Annotated in this window: 23 protein-coding genes and 1 pseudogene; 1 reads left to right on the top strand and 23 read right to left on the bottom strand. The window is 66.6% G+C overall.

All coding sequences use genetic code 11. The features are described 5' to 3' along the window. Nucleotides 1-101: 101 nt before the first annotated feature. The 23 genes and pseudogenes from G4G93_RS02300 to G4G93_RS02200 all read right to left on the bottom strand — a co-directional run bounded on the left by G4G93_RS02300 (nucleotide 102) and on the right by G4G93_RS02200 (nucleotide 20,022). Entirely contained in the window at nucleotides 102-536 is a 435-nt protein-coding gene (locus tag G4G93_RS02300) for a CopG family transcriptional regulator (RefSeq protein WP_099957434.1), read from the bottom strand. Nucleotides 537-545: 9 nt separating this feature from the next. After that, nucleotides 546-2,534, bottom strand: coding sequence for a conjugal transfer protein TraG (locus G4G93_RS02295; protein ID WP_099957435.1), 1,989 nt, complete (start codon nucleotides 2,532-2,534; stop codon nucleotides 546-548). 26 nt (nucleotides 2,535-2,560) lie between these two features. Then, nucleotides 2,561-4,300 carry a relaxase/mobilization nuclease domain-containing protein gene (locus G4G93_RS02290; protein ID WP_099957436.1) on the bottom strand — a complete coding sequence of 580 codons (1,740 nt, stop codon included), beginning with the start codon at nucleotides 4,298-4,300 and terminating at the stop codon, nucleotides 2,561-2,563. Between the two features lie 244 nt (nucleotides 4,301-4,544). Next, a complete protein-coding gene (locus G4G93_RS02285; protein ID WP_099957437.1) occupies nucleotides 4,545-5,306 on the bottom strand; it encodes a lytic transglycosylase domain-containing protein in 762 nt (253 codons plus the stop codon). A gap of 3 nt (nucleotides 5,307-5,309) precedes the next feature. Continuing rightward, on the bottom strand, nucleotides 5,310-5,657 hold the full coding sequence (locus G4G93_RS02280) for a DUF736 domain-containing protein (protein WP_099957438.1): 348 nt from the start codon (nucleotides 5,655-5,657) through the stop codon (nucleotides 5,310-5,312). Nucleotides 5,658-5,703: 46 nt separating this feature from the next. Beyond that, entirely contained in the window at nucleotides 5,704-6,249 is a 546-nt protein-coding gene (locus tag G4G93_RS02275) for a S26 family signal peptidase (RefSeq protein ID WP_099957439.1), read from the bottom strand. Further along, nucleotides 6,246-6,767 carry a DUF2840 domain-containing protein gene (locus G4G93_RS02270; RefSeq protein ID WP_099957440.1) on the bottom strand — a complete coding sequence of 174 codons (522 nt, stop codon included), beginning with the start codon at nucleotides 6,765-6,767 and terminating at the stop codon, nucleotides 6,246-6,248. The genes G4G93_RS02275 and G4G93_RS02270 overlap by 4 nt, the downstream gene beginning before the upstream one ends. Further along, complete coding sequence (locus tag G4G93_RS02265; protein WP_099957441.1) at nucleotides 6,764-7,018, bottom strand: hypothetical protein; 255 nt, start codon at nucleotides 7,016-7,018, stop codon at nucleotides 6,764-6,766. The genes G4G93_RS02270 and G4G93_RS02265 overlap by 4 nt, the downstream gene beginning before the upstream one ends. Next, nucleotides 7,015-7,653, bottom strand: coding sequence for a ParA family partition ATPase (gene parA / locus G4G93_RS02260; protein ID WP_099957442.1), 639 nt, complete (start codon nucleotides 7,651-7,653; stop codon nucleotides 7,015-7,017). The genes G4G93_RS02265 and parA overlap by 4 nt, the downstream gene beginning before the upstream one ends. 208 nt (nucleotides 7,654-7,861) lie before the next feature. Continuing rightward, a complete protein-coding gene (locus G4G93_RS02255) occupies nucleotides 7,862-8,752 on the bottom strand; it encodes a replication initiator protein A (protein ID WP_099957443.1) in 891 nt (296 codons plus the stop codon). Between the two features lie 9 nt (nucleotides 8,753-8,761). Further along, nucleotides 8,762-9,040, bottom strand: coding sequence for a helix-turn-helix transcriptional regulator (locus G4G93_RS02250; protein ID WP_099957444.1), 279 nt, complete (start codon nucleotides 9,038-9,040; stop codon nucleotides 8,762-8,764). A 178-nt stretch (nucleotides 9,041-9,218) separates the two neighbouring features. After that, a complete protein-coding gene (locus G4G93_RS36540) occupies nucleotides 9,219-9,761 on the bottom strand; it encodes a DUF2285 domain-containing protein (RefSeq protein WP_207802738.1) in 543 nt (180 codons plus the stop codon). Beyond that, on the bottom strand, nucleotides 9,649-10,008 hold the full coding sequence (locus G4G93_RS35690) for a transcriptional regulator domain-containing protein (RefSeq protein WP_099957445.1): 360 nt from the start codon (nucleotides 10,006-10,008) through the stop codon (nucleotides 9,649-9,651). The genes G4G93_RS36540 and G4G93_RS35690 overlap by 113 nt, the downstream gene beginning before the upstream one ends. A gap of 101 nt (nucleotides 10,009-10,109) precedes the next feature. Then, nucleotides 10,110-10,376 (bottom strand): DNA -binding domain-containing protein, encoded by a 267-nt coding sequence (locus tag G4G93_RS02240; protein WP_099957446.1) that lies wholly within the window; start codon nucleotides 10,374-10,376, stop codon nucleotides 10,110-10,112. Between the two features lie 120 nt (nucleotides 10,377-10,496). Then, nucleotides 10,497-10,739 carry a helix-turn-helix domain-containing protein gene (locus tag G4G93_RS02235; RefSeq protein WP_099957447.1) on the bottom strand — a complete coding sequence of 81 codons (243 nt, stop codon included), beginning with the start codon at nucleotides 10,737-10,739 and terminating at the stop codon, nucleotides 10,497-10,499. 185 nt (nucleotides 10,740-10,924) lie between these two features. Next, nucleotides 10,925-11,251 (bottom strand): DUF736 domain-containing protein, encoded by a 327-nt coding sequence (locus G4G93_RS02230; protein ID WP_099957448.1) that lies wholly within the window; start codon nucleotides 11,249-11,251, stop codon nucleotides 10,925-10,927. Between the two features lie 563 nt (nucleotides 11,252-11,814). Further along, nucleotides 11,815-12,258: a hypothetical protein gene (locus G4G93_RS02225; RefSeq protein ID WP_099957449.1), complete on the bottom strand. Its 444-nt coding sequence runs from the start codon at nucleotides 12,256-12,258 to the stop codon at nucleotides 11,815-11,817. 138 nt (nucleotides 12,259-12,396) lie between these two features. After that, nucleotides 12,397-12,561 carry a hypothetical protein gene (locus tag G4G93_RS02220; protein ID WP_164712595.1) on the bottom strand — a complete coding sequence of 55 codons (165 nt, stop codon included), beginning with the start codon at nucleotides 12,559-12,561 and terminating at the stop codon, nucleotides 12,397-12,399. A gap of 283 nt (nucleotides 12,562-12,844) precedes the next feature. Then, the gene (locus G4G93_RS35465; protein WP_206289428.1) at nucleotides 12,845-13,093 is read right to left on the bottom strand and encodes a hypothetical protein; all 249 of its coding nucleotides are present in this window, start codon (nucleotides 13,091-13,093) and stop codon (nucleotides 12,845-12,847) included. Between the two features lie 20 nt (nucleotides 13,094-13,113). Further along, entirely contained in the window at nucleotides 13,114-13,389 is a 276-nt protein-coding gene (locus tag G4G93_RS35460; protein WP_206289426.1) for a hypothetical protein, read from the bottom strand. Nucleotides 13,390-13,432: 43 nt separating this feature from the next. Then, on the bottom strand, nucleotides 13,433-14,356 hold the full coding sequence (locus tag G4G93_RS02210) for a DUF2493 domain-containing protein (RefSeq protein WP_099957450.1): 924 nt from the start codon (nucleotides 14,354-14,356) through the stop codon (nucleotides 13,433-13,435). Nucleotides 14,357-14,663: 307 nt separating this feature from the next. Then, nucleotides 14,664-15,698 carry a toprim domain-containing protein gene (locus tag G4G93_RS02205; protein ID WP_099957451.1) on the bottom strand — a complete coding sequence of 345 codons (1,035 nt, stop codon included), beginning with the start codon at nucleotides 15,696-15,698 and terminating at the stop codon, nucleotides 14,664-14,666. After that, nucleotides 15,698-20,022 (bottom strand): annotated as a pseudogene (locus G4G93_RS02200) (strawberry notch-like NTP hydrolase domain-containing protein). The gene G4G93_RS02205 and the pseudogene G4G93_RS02200 overlap by 1 nt, the downstream one beginning before the upstream one ends. A gap of 231 nt (nucleotides 20,023-20,253) precedes the next feature. Between G4G93_RS02200 and G4G93_RS02195 the strand changes: the two are divergent. Beyond that, nucleotides 20,254-20,613 carry a hypothetical protein gene (locus G4G93_RS02195; protein WP_099957453.1) on the top strand — a complete coding sequence of 120 codons (360 nt, stop codon included), beginning with the start codon at nucleotides 20,254-20,256 and terminating at the stop codon, nucleotides 20,611-20,613. Nucleotides 20,614-20,630: the final 17 nt, after the last annotated feature.

The following is a 20,630-nucleotide window of genomic DNA, read 5'->3' as shown; positions in this document are numbered from 1 at the left end:
ATCATGGCCTGACAACAACCGTCGTATGGCCGTCGTACTGTGGCGTACAAAGACAGGAGAACGGCGGAACGCTCGAATACTTGCGGCGTGCGCGTCGATGATTATTCCGCGTCGCGCGCGGGCGGGATGTCTTCCGAAATCTCCTGTCTGAGCTTCGGTCCTGTTGCGAGTCGACGGCCGAGCGCGGTCACGAAGGCTTCGTAGCGCTCCGCCGCCTTCGCACGCGCCGCAAGCTGGGCCGGCTCGGGCAACGGCGGATTGGACGTCAGCCAGAAACGGATGAACACGGCGAGCGTTTCGACCGATATGCCGAGATCGCGCTCCATGCGCGCCATTCGCCGGTCGAGCTGATCGAGCCGCTTTGTGGTCGCTGCTTCCTGCCGTTCCGCGGCGTCTGGCGAAAGGAAGGATGCGATGCCGGCCTCGGCAACCAGCGACAGCGAGAGATCGCGTCGAGCTGCATGGGCCGCCAGTGCTTTCATCACGTCCGGGTCGAGATAGACGGAAAGGCGCTGCTTCTTCGGCGGTTTGCTCACGGGCGCCTCCTACAATTCGATGCCGTCGTCCGGATCGAGCGAGGCTTGGCGAGCGACCTGGCGCATGGTCTGGGTCATGCGGCTGAGGCGCGCGGCGTCCTCCTCGACTTCATCGCGAGGGTCTATCTCGAACTCGTTCTCGATTACCGGCTTGCGCTCGACCGTCTTGGTGCGGCTCAGCTCAGGCTGGTGCCGACGCTCCGAATCCGTTGGGTCATCATCATCGCCTGCATCCTCCACGGCGACGGCCGTGTTCAACACCGGACGTTCGGGCAAAGCCAGCGTGCTCCAGTCGTCGGCCCTCGCGGTTGTCGGCTTGGTGAGTGCAGGTGGCGTCAGGATGCGTTCCTGAAATCTGCTGTCCTCATAGTAGCGCGCCTTCTTGGCGCGGATCGGTGGAATGCCGGCGATCATGACGATCTCGTCCGACGGCGGTAGCTGCATGATCTCGCCCGGCGTGAGCAGTTGCCGTGCGGTCTCCGAGCGCGACACCATCATATGGCCGAGCCAGGGCGAGAGCCGGTGGCCGGCATAGTTCTTCATCGCCTTCATCTCGGTGGCGGTGCCGAGCGCATCGGAAACGCGTTTGGCGGTGCGCTCGTCATTGGTCGCGAAGCTGACCCGAACATGGCAGTTGTCGAGGATCGAGTTGTTCGGGCCGTAGGCCTTCTCGATCTGGTTCAGCGATTGCGCAATGAGGAACGCCTTCAGGCCATAGCCTGCCATGAAGGCAAGCGCGCTCTCGAAGAAGTCCAAGCGCCCGAGCGCGGGAAACTCGTCGAGCATCAGGAGTAGACGATGGCGCTGGCCCTTGGCGTGCAGGTCCTCGGTCAACCGGCGCCCGACTTGATTCAGGATGAGACGGATGAGCGGCTTGGTCCGGTTGATGTCAGAAGGCGGCACCACGAGGTAGAGCGTGGTCGGATGCTTGCCGCCTACCATGTCGGCGATGCGCCAATCGCAGCGGCGGGTGACCTCGGCGACGACGGGATCGCGATACAGGCCCAAGAAGGACATCGCGGTCGACAGCACGCCGGACCGCTCGTTGTCGGATTTGTTGAGCAGCTCGCGCGCCGCGCTGGCGATGACGGGATGCGGGCCGGCCTCGCCGAGATGGGCGGTCTTCATCATCGCCGCGAGGGTCGACTCGATCGGGCGCTTCGGATCGGACAGGAAGGCGGCGACGCCTGCCAATGTCTTGTCGGCCTCGGCATAGAGGACGTGCAGGATCGCGCCGACCAGCAGCGCGTGCGACGTCTTTTCCCAGTGGTTCCGCTTCTCGAGCGAGCCTTCCGGGTCGACAAGGATGTCGGCGATGTTCTGCACGTCGCGCACTTCCCACTCGCCGCGTCGCACTTCGAGCAACGGATTGTAGGCGGCCGACTTCGCGTTCGTTGGATCGAAGAGCAGCACGCGGCCGTGGCGCGCCCGGTAGCCGGCGGTCAGCGTCCAGTTCTCGCCCTTGATGTCGTGAACGATCGCCGAGCCCGGCCAGGTCAAGAGCGAGGGCACGACCAGGCCCACGCCTTTGCCGGAACGCGTTGGTGCGAAGCACAGAACATGTTCGGGACCGTCATGGCGAAGATAGTCGTGCTCGTGTTTGCCGAGCACGACGCCATCCGGACCGAGGAGGCCCGCGGCCTTCACTTCGTCAGGGCGCGCCCAGCGGGCCGAGCCATAGGTCTCGACGTTCTTCGCTTCGCGTGCCCGCCACACCGACATGCCGATCGCGACCGCGATCGAAATGAAGCCACCCGACGCGGCGATATAGGCGCCCTCGACGAAGATCGGAGGCGCATAGGCGTCGTAGAAATACCACCACCAGAAGAAGGCGGGCGGATAGTAGATCGGCCAGCCCGCCAGTTCGAACCAGGGCAGTCCGAGCTGAGGTTGGAAACCGAGACGATAGGCCGTCCATTGTGTCGCGCCCCAGGTCGTCATCAACACGATCAGGAAGACGGTGAGGATCTGACCCCAGAGGATTTTAGTCGCTGACATGGCGGGGCACTCCTTTCTTAGTTGGGCTACATGCCGAGGCCGCGATTGCGGCCGAAGCTCCAGTCGACGCCGCCGCCGCCGCGCGAGACACCGGAGACGTGCTGACCAAGGCGACGTTCGAGGGAGGGCGACCAGGGCACGAGCTGGAAGCCGAGGCCGTCATCGATCATGGCGAAGCGGCCGGAGGCGAGCGCGAGGCGCTGGCGATAGGTGCCCGCCACATACTCGCCTGTTCCGGCCTTGGTGAATGGCCGGCCGGTCTCGGCCGCGAGCTTCTCCCCGAGCGCTTCGACCTCGCGCTGGCGCAAGGTTTCGATCAGCCCGGGCGAGAAGCTGACGCCGCGCGTCTGCCGCTCGGCGAGCCCCTGGGCGATGAGATGGTCGGCGCGCCTGTCCATCGCCTGGCGCACCTCCGCGCCGAAGCCGCCGCTGCCGAGCGCTACCGGCTCGCGGGCGATGGCCTGCCGGTCGAGCCAGGTGGCGCCGGTTGCGGTGACCTGCCGTTCGATGTCGAGATCGGATCGGACGGCGAGCGCCACACGGCGCCGACCCTGTGCGTCATCGAACTTGCGCAGCTCGACGATCGAGCCCGGGGCGCTGTCGCCAGCGGCGTCGAGGTCGGGCAGTTTGATGTGGTGGGTTCGCCCGTCCGTGCCGTCGACGACGGCGTAGGCCGTGCCCCTCAGCTCATCGTCGAGACCACGATCCACCAGCCGGCCGATGACCGGATCGTCAATGCTCTCGCCGGCGAGCACGTAGCTCGACGCGCCGCGCTCGATGCCCCGTTCGGTCAGGCCCCGGTGGATGCGCTTGATGATGTCGCCGCGCTCGCCCAGTTCGCGCAGTGTCTTCTCGGCATTCTCCGATACAACCCACTGGCCGGGACCGATTTGATCAGCGAGGCCGAGTGTCTCCAGCTTGCGCAGCCGACCGACCTTCAGCGCGTGGAATTCGTCAGGCTGCCGATCGGGATGTGGGGCGAGGTCGGCGACGCCCGTGCGATAGCTGTCGCGGGCGATCTGGCGATCGAGATCGGTCCAGCGTTCCGCCTCGACCTGACGCCCCAGGTTGCGCCGGATCTCCTGCTCGGTGCGCGGGCCCAACTCCTGGGTGACGAGATCCTGCGCGCGGGCACGCATGCCCTCCTTGATGTAGTCGCGGGAGATAACGAGGTCCTGGCCGTCGTCGGTTCGCCCTCGCAGGATGATGTGAACGTGGGGATTGTCTGTGTTCCAGTGGTCGACGCCGACCCAGTCGAGCTTCGTGCCGAGATCCTTTTCCATCTGACCCATCAGATCGCGCGCGAAGGTCTTGAGGTCGCTCATCTCGGTCGCGTCCTCTGGCGAGACGATGAACCGGAAGTGATGCCGATCGTCCTGGGTGCGCTCGGCGAAAGCCTTCGGATCGGCGTCCTCGGTCTCGGGACCGAACAGGTGCGCCTTTTCTCCATCCCGGGTGACGCCCTCGCGGCGGAGATAGCTGAGGTGCGCTGCTAGCGGCGCGGCCCGCGCGCTATGACGGACGACGCGTGTCTTGATGACGGTGTTACGGGACCGGCTGGTCAGAAGCCGGTTGGCCTGCACCGTCGCGCGTTGCCCGCGTCCGAACCGCGAGCGATTGCCCGTGCTGATCTGGCCGGAGCGCGAGACGCGTCCACCGGCCCGCTGTGCGGCGGCGAGCGCCTGGGCAATGAAGGGCCGCGCCTGCTGCGCGCGGGTCGAACGGATGCGGCCAGGTCGGATGCGGAAATCGTCGTCGCCGCTCATGGCCGAGGCCCCGCACATCGCGCAAACGCGCGGAAAGCCTTGGCAAAATGGCGAATGCGCAGGCTGCGCCGATTAGGCGCACCTCGCGCGAATGTGCCATAAGCCTCTGAAAACACACGACCGCACCAAGCCGCACATCGCCGGCTTTTATCTCGCCATCGTGCGGTTGTGCTGACTGCTCCTCCTCTCCAGACCGCCTTTCGCCCGCCAGAGCACGCCACAATGCGAAAGGGTGCGAACGCGGTCATCGCGGGCCACCGGGGACATTGCGCGCGACGAAAAGGCCATCGGTGGGCGCAGCCACCGGGCCTTCATCGCGCTCCGGGGCTGCCGCCGTGGTGGCGTCTGGCTCGCGCTCAGTCTGCAAAGGAACGGCAGACGCCCTGCCGGACGACTGCACGACGAAGAGCGGCGCCCGCGTCCAAGCCAGCGGATCGGCGGCCGCCACAACGACGGGGCCGGTGAGGTCACCGCCGCCGACAACGGGGGCAAGCGCGGCGACATAGGCGCGCGTTTCAGCCGGCAATGGGCGGCCGGCGAGATACTCTTCGTAGCGGCCCGGACCGGCGTTGTAGGCCGCCAGGAAGCCGGGCGAACCGTAGCGGTCGTGCATCTCACGCAGATACGCAGCGCCTGCCAGAATGTTGTCGCGTGGGTCGTAGGGATTGCCGCCGAGCCGATGGCGGACGCGCAGGTCGGCCCATGTGGCAGGCATGATCTGCATCAGGCCCATCGCGCCCGCCGGGGAGATGGCGCGCACATCGCCGGCGCTTTCGGCGCGCATGACGGCGCGTATCCATGCTTCTGGAACGCCGAACCTCTGCGCCGCCTCCGCGATGAAAGCGCCATAGGGATCGCTGCGCGATGGCCGCTCGGCGGGCGCTTGCTGTGCGTAGGCAGTGCTCGCACCCGGCGCGGCGAGGATCAGGCCGGAAAGGAGAAGGAAGGCTGCGCGTCGGAGGATGATCCTCCCTCCGACGGCAGGCTGACGGCGCGCGGCGGGCATCGTTCAGTCCCGCTCGCCGCGCTTCGGCGGGCGATTCCAGTGCAGACCCCAGGCGGATTTATCGTCGGCCGACTGGAACAGATTGGCGCGGATCGGATGTTCGAAGGTCGGATCGTCGAGTTGCAGCGAGACGTATTCGCCGGCCTTCTCGCCGGTGCGCTTCCAGCCGGCGCCGATCTCCGCGCCGGTCTCGTTGCTGTTGGTGTCGAGCACATGGACGCGGAAGTCTGGCGCGTTCTCCGCATCGGACGGTTCGGCCGCGACGATAATGATGTCTTGGTGTAGAGACAGCGTCGTCAGGTGGCCGATGAAGCCGTCATTTTCGCGTATGAATTGACCGATCACGGGCATTGGTCGTCTCCTTCAGATTGCGGTGGACAGGGTCATGGGCGCGCCGTCACCGCGTCGGCGCGCGCCAGACGAAGCGGCCATCGCCGTCCTCGTCGGTGTAGAGAGGGGTGGCCCGGCCGATCACGGCGGAGGCCGGAAGCGGGCCGAAATAGCGACCGTCGAGGCTGTCGCGGACTTGCCAGTTCATCAGGAACAGTTCGCCGGCCGCGACCGAGCGGCAGCCCTGCCACACCGGGAGCGGGCGACCGCGACGATCGCGATCGAGCGCGTCGCCCATCGGCACGCCGTCGACGGTGATGGCGAGCCCGGTCCGGCAAACGCGCTGACCTGGGACCGCGGCGACGCGCTTCAAGAGCGGCACGCCGCGCGGCAGGTAGCCGCCATCGGACAGGAAGGTTGCGAGCGGCTCGGGCGCGTCTACGGCCACCAGATCGGTCACGTCGACCGCGCCCACATCGCCGATCGTGTAGAAGCCGACCGGCGTGCTGGCGGACGCGTTCCAGATCAGGCGCGGCGCGAACGAAGCGATCGAAGCTACGCCGATAAGCGAGACGGCCGCCGTCGTGATGACGGCGTAGGAGAGCCGGGTCATGCGCCGATCCTCCGACGCAGGAGAAAGGCGCGATGCTGGCGCGGACCATAGCCGCGCGGCGTTTCGCCAACGGTCATTCGGTTATGGACGTGGCGCCAATGGTCGGGCGAAACGTCGATCGGATCGATGCCGCGCGCCTCGATGGCGTCGATGAGCTGGAGCATGCGCTCAACCTTCGGCCAGCCATCGACATGCAGCAGGACCTCTGCGCCGGGCGTGACCGTCGGAACGGTCTGGCACGCTGCGCCGCGTTCAACCGTGCGCAGGATGTTGAGCCGCGAGAGAACGGTGCCATGCTCGTTCGCCGCCCAGCGCACGAGCGCGAAGACGCTGCCGGGAGGGAAGAAAAGGATGCGGCGGCGGCGATCGAGGATCTGCTCGCGCCGCTCTCGGCCGAAGCGGACCCAGTGCTCCGTCTGCTTCTCGATCCAGACGAGTTCGACCTCAGTGAACGCTTCGGGCGGCGGCTCGGCGGCAGCACGGCCGACGCGCGCTGGCGCGGCGACAAGGCCGGTCATTGTCCTTCTCCTGACGGGGGTGGGAATTCGCGCTCGAACAGCGCGCGCAGCATGTCGGCGACGGTCTGGCCGCGCTGAAAGGCGGCAATCTTGATGCGGCCGCGCATGTCGGCGGTGACGTCTATCGTCAGCCGGGCCGAGTAGTCCTCGGCGGGCTGACCGCGGGCGGCGTGGCGATCGGGCGCCTTGATCCAGCTTTCGGGATCGGCGGGACGCGCTGCAAAGCTGCGCTTTGGGGACCGTTCGCTCATGCGCCGATCCTCGCGACTTCCGCCGCGAGCGCGGCGATCTCGCGCGCGCCAGGACAATCCTCGTCCTGCTCGGCGGCGAGCCGGCCGGTCTGCACGACGTCGGCGAAGACGATGCGTTGGCCGATCGTGGTCGAGAGTAAGGGCGGGTCGTGTTCCGCGAGAGTCTCGGCGGTCTCACGTGCCAGCACCGTGCGGGCCGCGCAGCGGTTCAGCACGAAGCGGGCGGCGAGCTGCGGCCGATATATGCGCGCCTCGCCGAGCAGCGCGAGCATTTCGGCGGAGGCCCAGCCGTCGAGCGGCGACGGCTGCACCGGGATCAGCACGAGGTCGGCCGCGAGCAGCGCCGAGCGCATCAACCCGGCAACGCGCGGTGGACCGTCGATGACGACGTGGTCGGCGTCGCGGGCCAACTCCGGCGCTTCACGGTGGAGCGTGTCGCGGGCCAGGCCCACGACACCGAACAGCCGCTCCAGCCCCTCCCGGCTGCGCTGCTGCGACCAGTCGAGCGCCGAACCCTGGGGGTCGGCGTCTATCAGCGTGACACGCTGTCCACGGCGAGCCCATTCACCAGCCAGGTGGAGGGCGAGCGTGGTTTTTCCGACCCCGCCTTTCTGGTTGAGCAACGCGACGATCATGACGGTCTCCCGGCGATCGGGGACTCGTCCACAGCGGCCGAAAAGCGCGGTCGCGTTAGAAAGATTCCGTAGGAATCTAGGTTAGATAAGTTACGGGGCTCGCAAGCTGCTGATTCAGCGCGAGGATTCGGCGATTCCGGTCCCCGATAGCACGAGAGTCCGGTCCCCGATGGCACGAGAGTGCCGGTCCCTGATAGCACGAGGCGATTCACAGCTTATCCCCAGGGTGAGGTTTGGTCCGGCGACGACGACGCGGGATGCCGAGGGCATCCGGATCGGTCGGCACGAAGGAGAGGATTTCCGGCCCGCCGAGGCATTGCTCGATGGTCAGGCGGTAGCCTGGCAGCGGTTGGCGGCGGACGATGTCGCGAAGGTCGTAGGCGAAGTGCTTGAGTGGCGAGAGGCTGCCCGACTTGGCGTGGAGATGCGGGAAATCGAAGCTCCAGCCGAACTCCTGCTTGCCGCCGTGCTTGCGCACGAGGCGGTACAGCCAGCGCTCCAGGCCTCCCGTCAGACCGAAATAATTGCGGTCGATCGTCAGCACGAGCGCGTCGTCGAGGACGGCGGCGTAGAACCAATCGGGCACGATCAGCTCGAGGCCGAGCGGCCGGCCGCGATGGTCGGCGCGCTCCTTCCATTCGTTGATCCAGGAGAAGCGGTGCATCCGCCGCTCGGTCGGCTGGCGGATCGAGGTCGCTACCGTCGTCGACTGAAGTCGGTCGAGCGCAGCCTTGAGGCGGTCGTAGTCGCGCAGCGACACGCCGCGGCCGATGAAGTTGAGGATTTCGTAGGGAGTGGTCGCCATGAGGCGTGACGGCTGCAAGCCGACGTCCCGCGCCTCGACGATCTGCGAGGCGGCCCAGATCAGGACGTCGGCATCCCAGATTGTCGCCATGCCGTGCTCGGCGACAGCCTCGACACGAATTTTGACCGATCCCGCCTTGAAGTCGATCGGCGCCAAGCGCTTCGACTTGGCGAGCGAAAAGAACGGATAGGCCATGAGATCCTGCGCGTCGCGGGGCGCGAGATCGCCCGGCAGCGCCCGGAACAGATCGAGTTGCGCGCGCTCGCCGCTGTGATGCTGATGACGGGGCGACATGCGACCGTCTCAGCGCAGTGTGCGGCCTACGGCGAGCGACGCGGCCTTCTGGGGCTTGGCGGGTGGAACGTTTCCGCTCGGATCGGAGGTCGAGGTGACGAGACCGCGATCTGCCCAGGCTTGAAGGTCGTTTATGGAATAAACGACGCGGCCACCCAACTTGCGATAGGTTGGACCAGTGCCATACGTACGGTGCTTTTCAAGGGTGCGCTCCGATAGGCCCAAGAAGCGCGCTGCTTCCTCGGTCCGCAGGTATCGTGGCGGTAGATTGGCGGCTTCCTCGCCCATGATCGAACCTCCGTGCTCTCGCGGCGGCCGCTACGGATGAGCGGCGGCTTGCGGGTACGGTGGCGAAAGAAGGCCGGTCAGTTGTCGTGGAGAGTTGGGGGGAGCCTAATTCCCACACCGTGATCGCATCGTCCGAGGCCGGCGGTCTGCGGCGCGCCGCATAGCGGGCTGACGCCGGTTAGTCGCGGCGGCGGCGATGCCGGAGAAGTTTACGGTAACCACCCTCGATCATGCGTCTAGCTTCGCGTAGCAGAGACATGATTGCATGTCGGCGCGACGAGGCTTGCCATTCGTCGCGGCTGACATCGTCGATATCGAAGATCACCTTCGCGATCGACTGTTGCGTGGCGCCATAGCGGAATCCGTCGAATGCCTGGAGCATTCTGCGAGCTCTCGCACGTTGCTGGGCTGTCAATCGCGTGTCTGGCGGCACGGCGCGATGATGAAGCGTCGCGAGCAGGCGTTCAACCGACTCCAGACGGTCGAAGCCGGTGATGTCGAGCGGGATGACCGCAACCAGCGGTGTGATCGTCGCCGCATCGCCGATCTGGATGAGCTGGAGCGATGGGGCGCCAGCGTCATGTACTCTGAAATCTGCGCCGACTGCATCAGATGCAAGCGGCGGCGGTAATATCGCCGCTGTGCTCGTCGTCGTCGCGAGAAGGTCCGGCGCCGTGTCGAGAATAACAGTGCTGGTATCGTCCGTAGGCGACCAGAGCACGGCAGCGGCCGGCGGCGGATCCAGCGGATCGACGGGGAAATCGCAACCCCCAACGGAGTCGGAAGTCTTCTAGATCTTGTTCGGGAGAGAGGTCTCGATGGAGGAGCGCCGTGAAGTCACGGTCGTAGGCGTCATTGCGCCGAAGCCACTCCCAAGCAAGATCAGAAGCGCTCAGTCTATCGACGTGATCATAATTTGCCGAGGCTCGCCACTGAGAGGGATCCGGCGTCACAGCTTTGCTCCTCATCGTCTTCCGATCGAGTTCGGACTGACAATGATTACCGTGAGTTGCGTTGCGCGGAAGTCCAGGTTGAAGCAACAGGTGTTGCTCCCGAGGCATCGCGGGCGCTAACGGGCAAGGCTCTCTCTCGCGACTTCGCGGTAGCCGTGCTCGGACATCCAGCGCGCCCGTGCGAGGTGTGTCGCATGAACGCGACGGCAACGCTCCGGATCAGCGTCAGGATCGAGGCCGAACAACGTGCGAGTGGCTTCTCTCCAGTCGGCTCCGTCGCGCCATGAATCGATCAGGCGCAGGTACAAGGCCATATGCGCCCGGTCGTACGGCGTGAGAGCCGATCCCGTTGGTGCTTCATCCTTGAAGTCGTGCGTCGTCACCGCATCCCCCTGCTGTCCGAAATATCCACTGTGGAGGGATTTGTTAACGATGATCTGACGCCGTTACGAATGCAAGCCGTGTCGCCGGACAATCGCGTCACGGGGGCGATATGCCAATATTCAGCGTCGAACCTGGTGATCGACAAGCATGACCCCTACGCCTTGGTCGGAGCTCAAGAAGACGATCCCGTCTCGTTCCAAGGCCCGTCTCACCTCGTCGCGCGTGCTTTCGTAGATCCCGAGATTGCTCTCGGATTCCAGTCGCTTGAGTGCGGTGAGGGATACACGGGCCTTGTCCGCGAGCGTCTCCTGTGTCCAACCCAGCAAAGCGCGTGCGGCCCGCGATTGTCGGGCGGTGATCATGCATGATCACCTCCCACTCGGACCTACGCGCACGCCAGAACTACGACTATAATAGTCGCTTCATAGCGATATTTCCACCTGAATCGCGCTCTCGGGCCTGCCAGGGAGGCGCTTTCGCGGTGACTGATTCGGTCGCCCTGGACGCCGAAGGCCCCGGCCTTTCGGCCGGGGCCTTGCGCCGGGCGTCAGTCCCCCCGGCGCCCGTTGGGGCGGGACCAGATCAGCGAGAAGGTGTCGCTGTCCTCGTCGTCGAAAAGGTTGGCGTAGATCGGGGCGTTGAAGCTCGGATCGTCCAGCTTGAGGCCCAGGTAGTCGCGGCCCTCGTTGGAGCGCTTGGACCAGGCGGCGCCGATCTCGGCGCGGCCGACCAGGACCCGGTGGCTGGGGGCGTTCTCGCCGGTGGCGCGCTGGTCCGGGACGATGCGGACGTTCTTGGCCTGGACGCTGAGGGTAACGATTTCGCCGGTGAACTCGTTCGAGCCGGTCTTCTTGAAGGTGCCGATGGTCGCCATTGTAAGTCTCCGTTTTCCGTTCCCGAGCCCGCACCATTGCGGCCTCGATGGCGATCGGTTGGCCGGAGGCGATCGACGGCGCACCCCGAAGGGGCTTGACAGCTAAGGAGGGCTTTCTTGTCTCGCGAGGAATGACGGCGCAGCCGGCAGGGGAAGAAAGTTTGACGCGGCTGTTGCGTCATAGGCGATCGAGGCGAAGCCGGCCTTCGGCCAGATCAGGCCATGAGAGAGGCCGTTTGGAGCGGTCGCGTGACGGGCAGAAAGGGAGAGATGGCGCCCCGCCGCTGCCGCCAAGATGACATCGCCGCGAACCTCACCGGCGAGCTGTCGTCCTCTGTCCGGGCCGATCACGGCATCCTGACCCGGCCTGCCTCCGGCGGAAGTCCCCGCATCAACGAATCTCGGTTTCCGCTACGACGGCTGACGCTTCGCCAGCGCACGCCGTGGGTCGCTCTCAGGGCCGAACGACGATCCGCTTTCCAAGCCCCGCAACCGCCCACTCTCCTGACGGGGACGCCTGCCCCGATCGTCGCCCTGGTCCGCACCATGAGGCATGGGTGACGTCAGGCCCGCGCAAGGTCTCGGCTGGTGGGGCCGCTGGCCTTTGCCATTCCTGCGACCCGGGCAAAGGCCGTGATGCCAACGGCGATGGCCCCGATGACGGAGAAAGTGATCTGCCAAACGTCCGAGGGCATCAGGTGCTTCACGATGCCATGGGTGGCGTGGAAGCCCGCGACGGCGGCGGGTGCGACGAATACGATGGCGACGCCGAGCTTCAGCCACATCGGCCTTGCGAAGGTGATGAGGAGCTGCCCGACCGCGAACGTGACGGCCGCGGCGACCATGCCGACGAGGATCGCGCCGGCAATGCCGGCGCCGGTGCCGTTGGCCCAGGCGCCTGCGGCGAAGCCGACGAAGGCCGGCAGCGCAAAGACGGCCAGCGTGAACAACAGCCAGCAAAGCACGCCTATGGCCGCGACAGATGCGAGTATTGCGAGGATGATCATAGTGGTGGCCTCCGTGCCAAAAGGTCTGACGGCTGCGCCTGCCACCACCACGGCGCGACCGCACTATAGCTTAAGATCGAGTGCGCCGGGAGCGGAAATCCCGGGGGACTTCCGCTTCGGCGGACGGGGTTGCCCCGGTCAGGCAAAAGGATCGATCTCATGGACAATCGCTGCGGCGTCGCCGTCATATTCGCTGGCGAGCGTGACTGAATGGGTGCCGTCGCCGGCCTGGAAGATGACGATAGCGGCCATCAGCGAGGTGGCGAGGCTGAAGGCGAAGGCGTTCGCTTGCTTGAGGGACATCGATCCGGCTCCTGTTTCGAGCGGAGGACCATCCCCCGCTGACAGGCGCCCGAAGTGTCGGACTGGTCGCTGCAATCACCGCGCAGGCGCAGCCGCAGCGGCGGCATGCTCGCATAGCCGACCCTTTACGGGTTGATGGCGCCAAGCGACCAGTCTGACCAAGGATCAGCGCATAAAAGCGGGTGTGGTGCTCGGCGTCGGGAGCCGGTCCTGTCCCGTCAGTCGGGCAGCACTTGCATTCGCCATGCCGGGGCGTCGCCAATATCGCGGTAGGCATAGTTGATCAGGTCGCGCACCAGCTCGAGCAGTCCGCCGACCGGCAGCCGTCGAATTGATCGCCATGGGCCATGCCGTTGCGCCGCTGGCTCAGGCTGGGCTTCGCCTCGCCGGTGACGAACCCGATCGCGGTGCCCCCGGTGCGGACGATCATCGGAATGTGCGTGTCGGTCAGGCCGTCGGAATCCACCACGTGCTTCAGCAGCGTCGCGAAGGTGCGGCCATTCTTCGGGATCTGGCCGCCGTACCGGTCCATCGTGGCGAGTGCGAGGGCGATCAGCGCCGCAAGTTCGCCGGCTTTCGCACGTCGCGGTCGACCCATCCCAGGAGGTAGAGTATCTGCGCGCGCGCGAACTTCGCGCGCACGATGTCCGGAATGCGCTCGTCGATGCTGAGCCCGACGATGAATTTCCGCCATGTCTGCGGATCGTCGAACTGAAGGAACCCGCCGGGCATTCCCGGCGACGGCCAGGGAATGATGAGCGGTTCGGTGCGCGGCGGAAGATCCAGGTCGAGCTTCAGAGGCTTTTCCTTCGTGATATTCGGCCGCATAACAATACTCGTGATCGGCAAGTATTGCGAAGTCTGACGGCGCTCACGCGCCGCCGAACTTCCAGACCGGGATTCCGAGCTTCTTCGCCTTGTCGGCCAGGTTGTCGTTGATGCCCGTGCCCGGGAAGTGCATCACGCCCTTCGGCACGATCTCCAGCATCTCGTCGTTGCGCTTGAATGGCGCTGCGCGGCCGTGCTTCGTCCAGTCGGGCGCGAAGCCGATCTGTGGGACGTTGCGGTTCTTCGCCCAGAGCGAGGCGATCTTCTCAGCGCCCTTTGGCGACTTGCCGTGTACCAGCACCATGTCGGAGTGCTTCTCAAGCACCTGGTCGAGCTTGGCCCAGATGAGCCGGTGATCGTTGAAGTCGAGCCCGCCGGTGAGGACGATCTTCGGGCCGGGAGGAAGAAGGACCTCCTGATCGGCACGCTTTTTCGCCATCAGGAAGTCGCGGCTGTCGATCATCGCCGAGGTGAGATTGCGATGGTTGACCTTCGATCCGCTGCGCGGAAGCCAGGGCTTGCCGACGTGCCGTTCGTAGTGTTCGGCGGCCTGGTCGCGCATCAGCTCGAAGGCGGCCTGGCGCTCGATGAGCGTTTTGCCCTCGGCGATCTGGCGCTCGAGTTCGACCGACTTCACCTCGCTGCCGTCCTGTTCCCGCTGCGAGCGCTTTTGAGCCTGCTCGTTATCGTCGAGCTCGCGTGCGATCCGTTCGGTGGCGCGATGGAAAACGTTGACGGTCGACCAGAGGAGATCGTCGAGATCGGGTTCGAGGCGTGTGTCTTCCAGCGTGACGATCAGCGCGTCGAAGATGTCGGCGACGGCGCCCGCGACCGCGTTGCCGTCCGGAAGAAGCCGCTGGTCCGGTTCATCGGCGAAGGGCCGGTAGCCGTGGAGCTGCAATTCGTTGAGAACATGGTCGGTGGGTGAGGATTCGTGGTGGGGTTCGAAGTCGTCGTGGTCGTCCATGGGATGCTCCGTCGTTAGGACCGCGACCGTCGCGGCCTTCATGGCGACGAAGCCCACCGGCGGGCCGGCCCTGCACCCGGAGCGCAGCGCAGGGCCGGAGCGTCAGCGGAGGATGGCGAAGGCTGGCTATTTTGCCTCGCGATGGAAAGGCGCGGCACGCGCCGCCGGAAAATAGTCGGCCGCCGCCATTGCCGGGCCGGCCCGACTGTGGGCCGATCGCCCTCTCGAAGGCCGAGGCGCGGTCCTCTCAATTGTATGGGGCATCCGGACGGGTATGGCGGCATCGCCGCCACCCTCCTCCTGCCGGCTATGCCGCCAGGCCCATGAAGCGCGCCACGTCCTGCGGCCCGATCTGCATCCGGGTCTGGCTTCTGAGCGCATCGATGCCGAGGGTGCGGAGATCCTCGTTGAAGTCGCCGCGTTGGGGCGAGATCACGATCGCCTCGATCCCGGCCGCGTTCGCCCGTTCGACCAGGCTGTCGCGCGCACCGTCACCGGCTGGATCGTCGTCGCGCAGGATATAGAGCCGCCGCAGCGTGTCCGGGAACAGGATGGCGGCGAGATGGGCTGCGGAGAGCGCCGCCAGCATCGGCATGTCGGGCAAGACTTGCCTGACCGACAGGACGGTCTCGATGCCTTCGCCGGCCGCCATGACTTCGCCGCCCGTGCCAAAGCGAACCGCGTTGCCGAGAAGATCGCCCATCGCACGCCTCGGTGTGTCGAGCGGCGCCTTGTCGCGGCGTCGTGGGTCGAGCCAGGTCCGATGCGCCCCGGTGATCTTGCTGCCAAGGTCTGTGACGGCGGCGATCATCGCCGGCCAGGTCTCGGTCGGAGAATGCTCGTCGGGCCGATAATAGCAGCGCGCGTGGAAGCGCAGATTTCCGGTTCCGCGTAAATCCGTAATGCCGCGTTCGCGTAAGTACGACTGTACGAGCGTGCCCGTGATCGGCTGCGACATGCCGAACAGGCGGCGGGCCGCCTCGGGCGATCCGTGCGGCGCAGGCGCCTGACGCGGGTTTGCCGGCATCGGCTCGGGCGGCGGCGTGCTGAGGAAGGTCCGTGCCTCGTCGGCGACATCCTTGAAGTCGATGAGGCCGCAGCTCTCCCGGATCACGTCGAGAAGATCGCCATGCTCGCCGGTCGCGGCGTCGGTCCATTTGCCGGCCGGACCTTTCGGTGAGTCCTTGAGCCGCACATACATCGAGCGGCCGGGCGTGTTGCGCGCGTCGCCGACCAGCCAGTAGCGCCCCTCGCGCCGCCCGCTGGAGAGGTAATGGCGGCACACCGCCTCAGCCTGCCGGCCGAGACGCTGCGCGAGATCGGAAGCGTCGTGACGCGACATCACGCGGCCTCCCGTTCGGAGATGCGCGCCACCGGATAAGTGTCGAGCAGCTTGGTGAGGATGCTCACGCCGCTGGCGTCGGCCGGCACGAAGAAGCGCAGCTTCCAGGAGATGATCTCGCTGAACAGGCCATAGGCCCGCAGCCGCTCGCGCATCGCCTCGGTGAAGCCGGTCAGCTCCAGGCGATAGGCGCTCATGACGCGGGCGCGGCGAAGCTGGAGGCCCTCGGCCAAGTCGAGGATCGTGCGCCCCTCCATCAGCGCGGCGAAAGCATGTTCCGGGCTCAACGTGCTCGCCCCCTGCGAGGCGGCGTTCGCAGCCCAGGCCGGCGAGACGCGGCGGCCGATAATGCGCTCGCCTGCATCGGTCTGAAGCCGGTAGACCCGGGTCGACTCGTCCGGCAGGCGCTTCCAGATCGGCAGCAGCAGGCCGGCGACGATGTGGATCGTGCTGTCGGAGAAGTCCGGGATGTCGGCAAGCTCGGTCTCCCAAGCCGCTGCGAAGCGATCGGGATCGGCTTCCTCCCAGTGGCTTTCGTCCATCATACGCAGCGGCGCATAATGCTGCTCCATCGGCCGGATCAGGCAGACACGGCGTTCGATCTCGCCATCGTCGAGCATCATCGACGGGGCCGGCATCTGGACCCCGGCCCGGCCGGAGCGACCGTTGACCAAGAGCCGCGCGCGCGGATCGGAGAGATGGTCGAGCGCAGCGGCCAGCGTGACGGGTCGGTTACGCTCCCGGCGCGTGATGGTCAGGAGCCGCGTCTCCGCGCCGGTGCCGGGATGGACGTGGATCACCTGACTGTCGGTGACCACGAAGCTCTCGGCCTGCAGCGTCTCCAGCCCGACGTCATAGTGACCGCTGCGGATCGCGCCCTCGATCTTCGCCGTCAGGAGCTGCTCGAAGGCGGTGAACAGGATGCCCTGCAACTCGATGGTGAGCGCCAGCAGCCGGTTGAGGAAAGTGGTGATCGGCGGCAGCTCGTCCTTGATGCCGTTGTCGTCCATCAGCTTGAGGCCGGTGGCGGTTTCGAAGCGATCGAGCGAGCATCCCTCGACCTTGCCGCGCACGAGCAGCAGGTAGAGCTGGCGTAGCGCATCGCGCGCGTAGTGGGATTCGAGATTGTCCTCGGGCCGGAACAGGCCCTGGCCGCCGGTCTGGCGCTGGCCGCGCGTGATGGCGCCGAGCGTGTCGAGCCGCCGCGCGATGGTCGAGAGGAAGCGCTTCTCGGCTTTCACGTCGGTGGCGATCGGTCGGAACAGTGGTGGCTGGGCCTGATTGGTCCGGTTGGTGCGGCCGAGCCCCTGGATCGCCGCGTCGGCCTTCCAGCCAGGCTCCAGCAGATAGTGGATGCGCAGGCGCTGATTGCGGACAGCGAGGTCCGCGTGATAGCTGCGGCCGGTGCCGCCGGCGTCGCTAAAAACGAGGATACGCTTGTCGTCGTCCATGAACGAGGCCGCCTCGGCGAGATTGGCGGAGGCCGCCCGGTTCTCGACGGCGAGCCGATCGCCCTTGCGCACGACGCGCCGCGAGCGGCCGGTCACCTCGGCGACAACGTCCGTGCCGAAACGCTGGACGATCTGGTCGAGCGCACCAGGAACCGGCGGTAGCGATGCGAGCCGTTCGATCAGTTCGTCACGCCGGGCGACAGCCTCGCGGCTCTCGACGGGTTGACCGTCGCGATAGACCGGCCGCGACGACAGGTTGCCCTCGCTGTCGGAAAACGGCTCGTAGAGCTGTACCGGGAACGAATGGGCGAGATAGTCGAGGACATATTCGCGCGGTGTGATGTCGACGCGGACGTCGCCCCATTCCTCGGTCGGGATCTCGGCCAGGCGTCGTTCCATCAGGGCCTCGCCGGTGGAGACGATCTGGATGACGGCGGAATGGCCGGCCGCTAGGTCCTGCTCGATCGAGCGGACCAGCGTCGGCGTCTTCATACTGGTCAGCAGATGGCCGAAGAAGCGCTGCTTGGCGCTCTCGAAGGCCGAGCGCGCGGCCGACTTCGCCTGCCGGTTCAGCGTACCGCTGTCGCCGGTGATGTTGGCGGCCTGCATCGCCGCATCGAGATGATTGTGGATGATGGCGAAGGCGCCGGCATAGGCATCGTAGATGCGCGTCTGCTCGGGGGTGAGCTGGTGTTCGACCAGTTCGTATTCGACGCCGTCATAGGAGAGCGAGCGCGCCGTGTAGAGGCCGAGCGCGCGCAGGTCGCGGGCCAGCACCTCCATCGCCGCAACGCCGCCATTGTCGACGGCCTCGACGAATTCGGCCCGGTTGGCGAAGGGGAAATCCTCACCGCCCCACAGGCCGAGGCGCTGGGCATAGGCGAGATTGTGGACGGTGGTGGCGCCGGTCGCCGAGACGTAGACGACGCGGGCGTTCGGGAGCGCGTGCTGGAGCCGAAGGCCCGCACGGCCTTGCTGCGACGGGGCGACGTCACCCCGTTCTCCTTTGCCGCCACCGGCGTTCTGCATCGCGTGGGACTCGTCGAAAATGACCACTCCATCAAAGTCGGAGCCCAACCATTCGACGATCTGCTTGACCCGCGAAAGCTTCTCGCCGCGGTCGTCGGACCGTAGCGTGGCATAGGTGGTGAATAGGACGCCTTCGGGCAGCCGGATCGACGTACCCTGAGGGAAGCGCGACAGCGGCGTGACCAGCAAGCGTTCCATGCCGAGCGCCGACCAGTCGCGCTGGGCGTCTTCGAGCAGCTTGTCGGACTTGGAGACCCAGACTGCCTTGCGGCGGCCCTGGAGCCAGTTATCGAGGATGATGCCGGCGGACTGGCGGCCTTTGCCGGCGCCGGTGCCGTCGCCGAGCATGAAGCCACGGCGGAAGCGGACGGCGTTCGGGGCATCGTTCGGCGCGGCGGTGACGAGATCGCCAGTCTCGTCCACGGTCCAGCCCCCGGCGAGATATTCGCAATGGGCCTCGCCGGCATAGATCACCGTCTCGAGCTGGGCGTCGGAGAGGATGCCGTCGGCGACGATTGGCGCCGGCAGCATCGGCCGGTAGCTCGGCTGCGGCGGCGCGACCGAGGCCATGGCAGCGGACTGCACGAGCTTGGTCGGGTGCGGCTGTGCGCCGTCGATGCGGATCGACTGGAGCGCATAGGTCTCGTAGATCGAGTCTGACAGGCGGCCGCTCTCCGGCGGCGTCCAGTCAATGGTCTCATAGGCAAGCGGCACGCCTTCGGGCTGGGCGATGAGACGGGCGCGCTGGGCCGTCTCCGCACGCGCGAGATAGCCTCGCACCGTGCGCGGCGTGGTGGCCGGTGTCGCGGCGGAACGCGCGATCGGGACCGGCAGGCGGCCGGGAAGCTGCGCTTCGATCCAGCCGAGCAGCGTCGCGACATCGGGTGCGATGCCGGCGGAATCCGGGAAATGCTCAGGGTCCTCGGCCGGCGCCTTGTCGATGACGGTCAGGCGGGTCTCGATGGTCGTGCCGTGCTTGGCATAGACCGAGCCGGCGATCGCAGCGGTGAACACGACGCGGCCGCGTCCCTGCAGGCGCACGAAGGCGTCCCGCCAGGCTGGAAGCTCCGGCGAGAAGTTGGCGCCGGTGATGGCGACCAGCCGCCCGCCATCGGCGAGACGGGCGAGCGCCGAGGAGATATGCCGATAGGCGGCGTCGGCAACGCGCCCGGAGACGTTCGCCATCACCGAGAATGGCGGGTTCATGATGACGACGCTCGGCACGGCGGCGGGATCGAGATGGTCGTCGATCTGGGCGGCGTCGAAGCGCGTCACGGGCGTGGCCGGAAAAGAGAGGTGAGAAGATCGGCGCGGGTCTCTGCCAGCTCGTTAAGGATGAGCGATGCGCCCGCGGTCTCGGCGAGGACGCCAAGCAGCCCGGTGCCGGCGGACGGCTCCAGCACGCGGTCGGCCGGGGTCAATATTGCCGCCGTCAGCGCCGCAAGACCGAGCGGGATCGGCGTCGAGAATTGCTGGAGGGCCTGCGCCTCCTCTGAACGGCGCGTGTGCGTCGGCAGCAGTCCGACGATCTTGGTTAGGGCGGAGAGCCGTGAAGCCGGCGGCCCAGCTTTGCGGAAAAGCGTCTTTCCGTATTTGCGTAGGAACAGGACGGTCGCGACCTCGCAGGCGTCATAGGCGGCTTTCCAGTCCCACGCGCCGGCTGTGTCGGACGCGCCGAAGGCGTCGTCCATGGCGCTGCGCAGCATGGCGGCATCGACGGTGCGGCCCTGTTCGAGGTGGGAGAGGATGCGTTCGGCGGCGGCGAGGATGGCGGCGGCCGGCGGCGCGGAGGAGCCAAGCGGAAGCGAAGCCTCCTCGGCGGCGGGGATCGGAGCATGGAGCATCGGGAGAACCTCGGAGAGCGGGACAAGGGCAAGCCGGCCCGGCGCTCTCTCTCGACCGGACGGGCTCAAACCCGTCCCGGCCACCCTCTCACTCTGGCGCGGCCGGAACCCGGCCTGTCGCACCGGCTTCCGGCGGTGCGGATGGGGCGCTAAGCTCTCGTAGGAAAACAAGCCGCGGCGCCTCGCACCATTCGCGCGTGCCGCGCCGGCTGAGTGAGCATCGGAGGCGAGATGAAGGGCAGTGCGATTGGCATCCTCGGCGCGGCCTGTCTGGCTGTCGGCTTCGGTGCGGGCTTCGTGCTCAGGCCGGTGATCTCGCCGGTCACTGCATCTCCGGCCGTCGCCGCCGGCGTCGCACAGCCGAGCGAGGACGAAGCGACCGCGGCCGTGCGGCGCCATCGCCTGTTCACGGGCACGTCGCTGGCGAACGCGACGCTGAAGCTCGGCGATTGCTCGCCGGGTGGGGTCGGTCCGGGCGTGACCTGCATGACGCAGATCGTGCTCGATCCGACCAGGCCGAACGCGAGCCCGCAAAACCGGCCAATCGGATTTGCCCGCGTCAACGGGCAGTGGGAAGTTGCGGTCTGGTAGCGGCGTGCGAGGACATT

It is taken from the genome of Methylobacterium sp. DB0501 (genome assembly GCF_011043735.1).
Classification (GTDB): Bacteria; Pseudomonadota; Alphaproteobacteria; order Rhizobiales; family Beijerinckiaceae; genus Methylobacterium; species Methylobacterium alsaeris.
The sequence above is the reverse complement of the archived record's forward strand: the minus strand, read 5'-3'. Positions and strand labels throughout refer to the sequence as shown.